The following is a 7,845-nucleotide window of genomic DNA, read 5'->3' on the forward strand; positions in this document are numbered from 1 at the left end:
GGGGTGTGGGGGTGTGGGGGTGTGGGGGTGTGGGGGTGTGGAAGACACTTGTTACCCTTTACCCTTTACCCTTTACCCTTTACCCTTTACCCTTTACCCTTATACCCCTAAAGCGATCGAGCCTAAAACCTCTTACCCAGAGCGGTGCGGGCTTGTTCGCGATCGTCGAAATGGATTTTTTCGGTACCGAGGATTTGATAATCTTCATGTCCTTTGCCTGCAATTAGGACTCCATCACCAGATTGAGCGCTCGAAATGGCGTGGGCGATGGCTTCGGCTCGATCGGCAATTACTTCTACGCCGTCTGTACGGGTGATTCCAGCTACCACATCTTTGAGGATTTGGGCGGGATCTTCGGTGCGGGGATTGTCGGATGTTACTACGACTAAATCCGCAAGCTCGGCGGCAATTTTACCCATCAAAGGGCGTTTAGTGCGATCTCGATCGCCACCACACCCAAATACACAAATCACTTTACCATGAATAAATGGACGTGCGGCAGTGAGTAAGCTTTCCAAGCTGTCAGGCGTGTGAGCATAATCAACGATCGTCGTGATATCTTGTTGGGGTGATATTTGGACTCGTTCCATTCGTCCGGGTACGCCAGGGAACTGCGCCATTGCCACGACGATCGATTCTAAGGTCATGCCCAGGTGTAAACTCGTCCCCACTGCGGCGAGGAAGTTTTCGAGGTTGTAGTCGCCAACTAGGGGCGAACTGAAGGAAATTTCACCGTGGGGTGTATGGAGTTTGCCGTTGACTCCAGTTTGTTGATATTCTAATTCGCTCGTCCACAGATCGGCGTTTGAATTGGTGGTACTATAACTCCAAACTTGTGCTGAAGGGATCTGACTAATTAATCTTTTACCATACTCATCATCCAAATTGACGATCGCCCGTCCAGTCAAGTATTGTGGGCTAAATAATAACGCCTTAGCCTGGAAATAATTTTCCATATTCTCATGATAATCCAAGTGATCCTGGGTGAGATTGGTAAATACGCCCACTTCAAACGGACACCCCATTACCCGCCCTTGATCCAGTGCGTGAGAACTAACTTCCATTAGTGCTACCTGACTTCCAGCCGTTAGCGCGAGAGCTAATTGTTGCTGTAAATCGACAGCGAAGGGAGTCGTATGAGTAGCTGTTTTTTGATAACCTTTCCAACGGGTATACAGTGTACCGAGTAAGGCTGTCGAGATATCGGCTTGAGCTAGTAAATATTCGATAATGTGCGTGGTAGTGGTTTTACCATTGGTACCAGTCACACCCACCATTTTGAGCGTATGAGCAGGACGGTTGTAAAAAGTCCCTGCCAGAGCAGCACAAGCTGCTACCATATCCTCAGCGATAACTACGCAATTAGCTGGATCGGCAGGATGTACGGCTGCTGCTGTGGGTGAAATTATCGCACCAATCGCGCCTGATGCGATCGAGCCTTGCCAAAATTCACCCCCATCAACGCGAGTTCCAGGCATACCAATGAATAAATCTCCCGCAGTACAGGCGTGGGAGTTAGTTTTTAAGCCAGTTACTTCTAAGTCTAAATTTGGATGCTCGCTCGAATGACTAATTTGGCTCTGAGACAGAAGTTCGCGTAATTTCATAAGAGAGGTAGAATCTGTGGGGGCGGGTTGATACTTGTGGGATGGTGCGTTACGGCTATCGCCTAACACACCCTACTATCTGTCAACTGTCAACTGATTTAAAATTTGCTGCACATGGGAAACCCCAGCACGAGGTGAAAAACGAGGAATCAGACGTTCTTCCCCATCAACTTGTAAATATAGTACAGGGATTTCGTATTGATAGCGATCGAACCAATCGGGATTAGTCGTAATTTCTCTAATTTCTAGCTGAATATCCAACTCGGTAATTTGCTCTAACTTCTCTTGCAAGCCTTCACACAAATGACAGCCTACCTTGCTATACAAAATTAAATGCATGGGATTTGAGCTAAACGATCGAACTTATTCAGTACAATACAATAACTGGTGACGGTCGATCTTAAACCAACTGTGTCGATCGACTAATTTTTTCGACATCACATCCCCTAATACAAGTTTGTTTGAATTGCTGCGTAGATCTTTACCCCACCCCAGCCCTCCCCTTTCCAAGGGGAGGGGGCAAAAGCCCCCCCTTTATAAGGGGGGGGGTTGGGGGGGGTAACACCATCTCAACCCAAGTCTAATAGACTTGCTTATACACCCCCACACCCCCACTCCCCTACTCCCTCACACTCCCGCAACGATGGAAGAGCTGTTATACATCGAAATACCTACCCCAGAGATCGATCGAGTTCGATCGTGGTTGCAGACAAAATGGCAGCCAGAAGTAGGTACAATCATCATCACCCCCGATGGATTGAGACTGCAATTTCCAAATAACGCAACAACTCCCACCCCAGAATTATCGATCTTCGTGTGGACGTTGCAAAGAACCACATATCTCAAAGTCTTTCGCTGGGCGGATCGATCGATATCTGGCGAAGCTCAGATCCTCAAAGAATTGATCGCCAAAATCCGCCAAGAATTTCCTGCTACACATCCCGCACCGCCAGAAATCGATCTTAGCAACCAGTCAATTTTTGCAGCACTCGAACCTTACTACCCCACCACCGTTAAATACTTCCAAAAAATGCCCAACGGGGAAGCAGATCTCCAACGGGTATATTGGTGGGAAAAACGCTGGCGTGAAGGTGTCAAAAATCCCCAGGAACCCAAACAGGTATTATTTCGCGTCGATGATACATCCCATTTAACAACAGATAACCAACCTAAATATGACCTAATCTATATCGGTGGCGCATTAGGTGTAATTCATGCGGCGGTAATGGCGCGGTTAGGCTATCGCGTGCTATTGCTCGAACGTTTACCATTTGGGCGAATGAATCGGGAATGGAATATTTCTCGCGATGAATTTCAACGGTTGATAGACTTAAATTTATTCACCCCTGCGGAATTTGAAAGCGTAATTGCGCGGGAATATGTGGATGGATTTAGTAAGTTTTTTGATGCTTATAATCCGCCCAATTGTAAGGCGAAGGTGTTATCGACACCGACAGTGTTGAATATTTGTCTAGATGCCGAGGCATTATTGCGCGTCTGCGGGGACAAATTGCGCCAAGCAGGTGGGGAAATCTGGGATGAGACAGAATTTAGCCGCGCTGATGTTTCGGAGCTAGAAACGGTCGTTACCAGCCAGCATTTGCCGACGGGAAAAACGCGAATCGCACGGGGAAGACTGCTAGTAGATGCGATGGGTACGGCTTCCCCAATTGCATGGCAATTAAATGGTATCCATGCTTTTGATAGTGTATGTCCGACAGTGGGTGCAGCGATCTCCAGTGGCTTCGAGCCAGAGGTGTGGGATGCTAAATATGGGGATGTATTATTTACCCACGGGGATATCTCGCGCGGGCGACAATTAATCTGGGAATTATTTCCAGGTGCAGGGGAAGAACTCACCGTTTATCTCTTCCACTATCATCAAGTTAACTCCGAAAATCCTGGCTCATTGCTAGAAATGTATGAGGATTTCTTTACAATTTTGCCAGAGTATCGCCGCTGCGATGTAGATAAATTGGTGTGGCGGAAACCGACATTCGGTTATATTCCTGGACATTTTACAGTTAGTAGTAGCGATCGAGTGGTAGCATTCGATCGACTCATTGCGATCGGTGATGCAGCTTCCCTCCAATCTCCGCTAATTTTCACGGGATTTGGTTCCCTCGTTCGCAACCTTCCGCGCCTAACTCACTTACTCGATACCGCCCTCAAACACGATCTGTTAGATACCGACGCACTCAGCCGAATTCGCGCCTATCAGAGTAATGTCGCCGTCACCTGGCTATTTTCTAAAGGGATGATGGTACCGACTGGGATGGCGTTACCACCAGCGCGGATTAATGCGACGCTAAATACCTTCTTCGGCTTACTCGCAAACGAACCGCCACAAGTAGCCGATACATTTATCAAAGATCGCACAGATTGGATTACCTTCAATCGCCTCGCGCTTAAAGCAGCCAAACAGAATCCATTATTACTATTGTGGATCTGGAAAATTGCTGGAGCTAAAGATATCTTCCGCTGGTTGGGTAGTTATATCGTATTTGGATTGAATGCGATCGTCAATTTCCTATTTGCTGGCTGGATTCCATCTTTAGCAACCCAAATTCAACCCTGGTTAGAATCGAGATCTCCACGCATGTGGTTGCGGCTATTAGCTTTCAGCTACAGCCTCAGAAGTGGCACACAACCGCCAGCATTTCCACCTAATCCCCGGATCGATACTAATTCACTCACAGTTCGAGAATTGAGAATTGATAATTAATAATTACCTCTTCCTAATACTGGGTGGTAGAAATAAACTCAGTATTGAGATCGCTGTCAATCCCGATCGAAACACTAGTAGATTTGGTCGATCGATACTAGGCGGTTTATACTCCTCGCAATCTCCGATCCTTTGCCGGCGATTACGTTACAATTCTTAAACAAACAGACACCTGAATAAATATCATGACAGTTGCCTACCCTCACAAACTCCGCAACAATCTCAGTGCCAGAGACATTTTACAGCGCGTTGTTCGCGAGCGAGAAATTCATCTGATGACTCTCAATCGTTACCGCTACAACGAACAACGTAGTTGTAAGGATCTGACGGAATTAATCGAGAAACTCAACGGAAATCCCCCAGAAATGATTCGGGATCTTTCCCATCATGTCAGCGACGAATCCCGTCATGCGATGTGGTTAACCGATCTTTTAATCGATATTGGTGGCCCGCTGAATACCCCACCAGGAGTATCATATATCGATGAGTTTGAACGGTTGATCGATAGTGAAAATTACACCAATCCTGAAGATGCCCTGATTGCGGCATTAGCGGCGATTAATGTCACTGAAAAACGTGGCTGTGAATATTTTGCAGCTCATATTCATGCGCTCAAAGCCGCTCCAAAAACTGAAGAAAATATTAAAATTCGCGAAACGATCGAGAAAATCTTCCCTGAAGAAATCGCTCACGTCCGGTGGGGTAATCAACAGCTAGCTAAAATTGCCGCTCAAAGTCCCGCCCATCGTCAAAAAGTCGAAGCAACTAAACGTAAGTATATCGCGATCGAACAAGCTGCATACGAGTCGGGAATGGACATCATGTTTGGTGCGGAAATGCGACGAGTAAATAAGTTGATGGATGTCGTAAATACTCTCCCACTATGGGAGCGTCCCCAGTATCTCATGGCGCGTCTTCCCGAAACTATCCTCGATCCCGAACTCCAAAAAGTCCGCATCACCGCCGCTCAAAAAGCTTGGAACCGAGATCCTGAAGCTTTTGTGACTCAGTTTATTCCCATGTTTTTGGGTAAATCTATAAAGTAGGCGGAAATGAGTTCGGGATTCGGGATTCGGAGTTCGGGGTTCGGGATTTGGCAAGAGAAATACTAATTTTTGTCAGAGGTACAGAATCGTAACTCGACTCAGCAACTTGGGTTAATCTACGATTCTTACTATCGTTGGTTTAGACTTGCATCTGGCGAATAGACCTTTGCCTCGATCGCCTCCTGAATCTCTCCAGGTACACTGGTGAAAAACTGATATCCAGTTAGCTTTTCTACATCTTTAACCGAAGTAATATATTGTTGCCAGGAATCTGATTTAATCCCCTGCTTATTCGGTACGATGACCGCGATCGTGCGGGTATTTTTATCGACTCCAGCCACACCAGAATTTGGTCTATCTAGCACTAAAATCACTTTCCACGTTACTGCAGGTACAACTACTTTGCCATTCCCTACAGTCGCTTTTAGCCCATTTTTCCCAATGCCACCCTGTCCGTGTCCGCCGGAAATAATAAATAGTTCTTTACCAGATCTAACTAATTGACGACAGTATTTTTCTAACTGTACCCACACCCCCTGATTATTATCTGGCGACTGGGGGATGATATTAGTCATCAAAAAAGTCTGAATATTGTCCTCTGGAGAACGACTGCGATCCTCTGAATTGGTCATGTGACCGCGATCGAATCCACTGCCAGTATAATCGGCAGGCTTGATACGTTCCCACCCCGCAGGCAACTCTTCATCAGGTGCAAACTTACCTACGCGGTGAGCATCTCCCAACCAGGATGCATTGAGTTCCCAAGACACCCAATTGGGTATGCCTTTATTTTTGGAATAGGAGAGGGCGTACTGGGGACGCGCAATCAGGTAGTTTTCCGAATTACCAGGGGAACTAGTTGCTTGAGATGGGTTGCCCATCAGTAGATTGATATTTCCCTTCGTTTCCCCATTGAATGGGATATTCGGATTGCGACAGGCTACTAAACTAACCGCGATCGTCAAAACTAGTAGGTAAGCTATTTTTCGCACTGTTGTCAACATTAAAATCTCGATTCGGGTTGAAATTTCCCTCGATTGTATCTCGCTATCCGTAGACAGCCCAAAACCTAATCCTCCGCTCGAGAGGAATCATCATGATACAGCGCATCCAATCTAGCACGAGCATCCTCGACGCTAATCGACTTCATAATTAGTAGTGGTTCATTGGTGACATTGCCCATATCGTCTAGCAATTCAGGATGTGGTACAGCACCCGTCCGATAACTATAGCCTTGAAAATTGGGATTGGTCATCGCCCTCGGTTGTGACGCATCCGTGCTAAAGCCGATTAAGCTTCGGACTAGATTCCCGATCGCCAGAAATGCCAAGATGGTGAAGGCAATTAGATAAATTATTTGTAACATGACACTGTCCTACACAAGGATAGAAGTAGCAATTAAAAAGTCGCGGACATTCTGTCAGACTGATGGCACCAATTGGGTTCGTAATAACTATGCAACCAGATTGGCTATCGTCAATTTAGCTTTTATGAGAAATTCACCGCAAGGGGTGACAATTTTTACTCTTCTATTTTAGACTGTTCCGACTGTCTTAATTGCATCGATACATGCCAACATTCTGTCACGATTCGATGCCAAGCAACCATTTGACTCGGTTCGATCCCTGCTTGTCCATCAACCGCCTGAAATAATAGTTTAGCAACTGTTACCTCTTGTTGTGCTTGCTTGACTCGATCGAGTAGTTCAGATTGGGCAATCGGACTGAGAAACGGAATCTGTTGGCGTTCTAGCAATTCACTCGATCGACTAAACCAGTAGTCAAAGTCTACCAGTAAAGGCTGGAGGATGGTTTGGAGTAGTTCTTGTTCTGAGGGTTGGGGATTCATATGGGGGGGGTTGGGGTGTTGAGGTGTGGGGGTTGGGGTGTTGAGGTGTGGGGGTGTGGGTGTGTGGGTGTGTTTCTTACTCCGTTACTCCCCTACACTCCCACACCCCTCCCCCTTTAATAAATAGTGGTTAAAAATAGAAATTTGTTACATACGACTATTCTAGTTGTTTTTTACAATTCTTAATGTGAAAATTTAGAATTGGTCACTAATGGGGTGTCAATGGGTATTTTAAAAGATGGCAGATGATGGAACTTTGACTTTTGGACTCGATCGAGGGTATAATAGTACCTATGCACCAAACTTTTGGTCGTTAAACTAAGGCTAAAGTAATTTCACTTCCCCCTTGTTATAGAGGTATTAACCCTGCACGGGTTTTAATTCCCCCATTGCGACTTTCAGAGTCGAATCCCCTCTAGATGCGGAAAGTTGTTGAGTTAAGGTTTAAAACCCCTAACCCCTAACCCCTAACCCCTAACCCCTAATTTAATGGCAACCCAAATCACAAATAGCCCAGACAGACAAAAAGCCCTCAATTTAGTCCTCAACCAGATCGAGAAATCTTTTGGGAAAGGGGCGATTATGCGTCTTGGTGATGCTACTCGGATGCGGGTAGAGA

At 46.1% G+C, this 7,845-nt stretch carries 7 protein-coding genes and 1 pseudogene; 3 read left to right on the top strand and 5 right to left on the bottom strand.

Annotation, left to right across the window (positions count from 1 at the left end):
• Positions 1-122 precede the first annotated feature (122 nt).
• The gene (locus RMO55_RS20910; protein WP_310429944.1) at positions 123-1,607 is read right to left on the bottom strand and encodes a UDP-N-acetylmuramoyl-L-alanyl-D-glutamate--2,6-diaminopimelate ligase; all 1,485 of its coding nucleotides are present in this window, start codon (positions 1,605-1,607) and stop codon (positions 123-125) included.
• 75 nt (positions 1,608-1,682) lie between these two features.
• Complete coding sequence (locus RMO55_RS20915; protein ID WP_310429946.1) at positions 1,683-1,946, bottom strand: glutaredoxin family protein; 264 nt, start codon at positions 1,944-1,946, stop codon at positions 1,683-1,685.
• A 304-nt stretch (positions 1,947-2,250) separates the two neighbouring features.
• Between RMO55_RS20915 and RMO55_RS20920 the strand changes: the two genes are divergently transcribed.
• The gene (locus tag RMO55_RS20920) at positions 2,251-4,332 is read left to right on the top strand and encodes a flavin-dependent dehydrogenase (protein ID WP_310429948.1); all 2,082 of its coding nucleotides are present in this window, start codon (positions 2,251-2,253) and stop codon (positions 4,330-4,332) included.
• A gap of 185 nt (positions 4,333-4,517) precedes the next feature.
• Positions 4,518-5,378, top strand: a complete 861-nt coding sequence (locus RMO55_RS20925; RefSeq protein WP_310429950.1) for a DUF455 domain-containing protein — start codon at positions 4,518-4,520, stop codon at positions 5,376-5,378.
• 128 nt (positions 5,379-5,506) lie between these two features.
• Here the strand turns inward: RMO55_RS20925 and RMO55_RS20930 are convergent, their stop codons facing one another.
• The 3 genes from RMO55_RS20930 to RMO55_RS20940 form a co-directional block, all read right to left on the bottom strand.
• Positions 5,507-6,382 (bottom strand): DNA/RNA non-specific endonuclease, encoded by an 876-nt coding sequence (locus RMO55_RS20930; RefSeq protein ID WP_310429952.1) that lies wholly within the window; start codon positions 6,380-6,382, stop codon positions 5,507-5,509.
• Positions 6,383-6,447: 65 nt separating this feature from the next.
• A complete protein-coding gene (locus RMO55_RS20935) occupies positions 6,448-6,744 on the bottom strand; it encodes a DUF2973 domain-containing protein (RefSeq protein ID WP_310429954.1) in 297 nt (98 codons plus the stop codon).
• Positions 6,745-6,899: 155 nt separating this feature from the next.
• Positions 6,900-7,226, bottom strand: coding sequence for a DUF2605 domain-containing protein (locus RMO55_RS20940; RefSeq protein WP_310429956.1), 327 nt, complete (start codon positions 7,224-7,226; stop codon positions 6,900-6,902).
• A 489-nt stretch (positions 7,227-7,715) separates the two neighbouring features.
• On the opposite strand from RMO55_RS20940, the pseudogene RMO55_RS20945 reads away from it, so the two are divergent.
• A pseudogene (locus RMO55_RS20945) lies at positions 7,716-7,845 on the top strand (DNA recombination/repair protein RecA); the annotation flags it as partial.

The sequence above is a fragment of the Chamaesiphon sp. VAR_48_metabat_135_sub genome (assembly GCF_031418915.1).
In the GTDB taxonomy this organism is placed as follows: domain Bacteria; phylum Cyanobacteriota; class Cyanobacteriia; order Cyanobacteriales; family Chamaesiphonaceae; genus Chamaesiphon.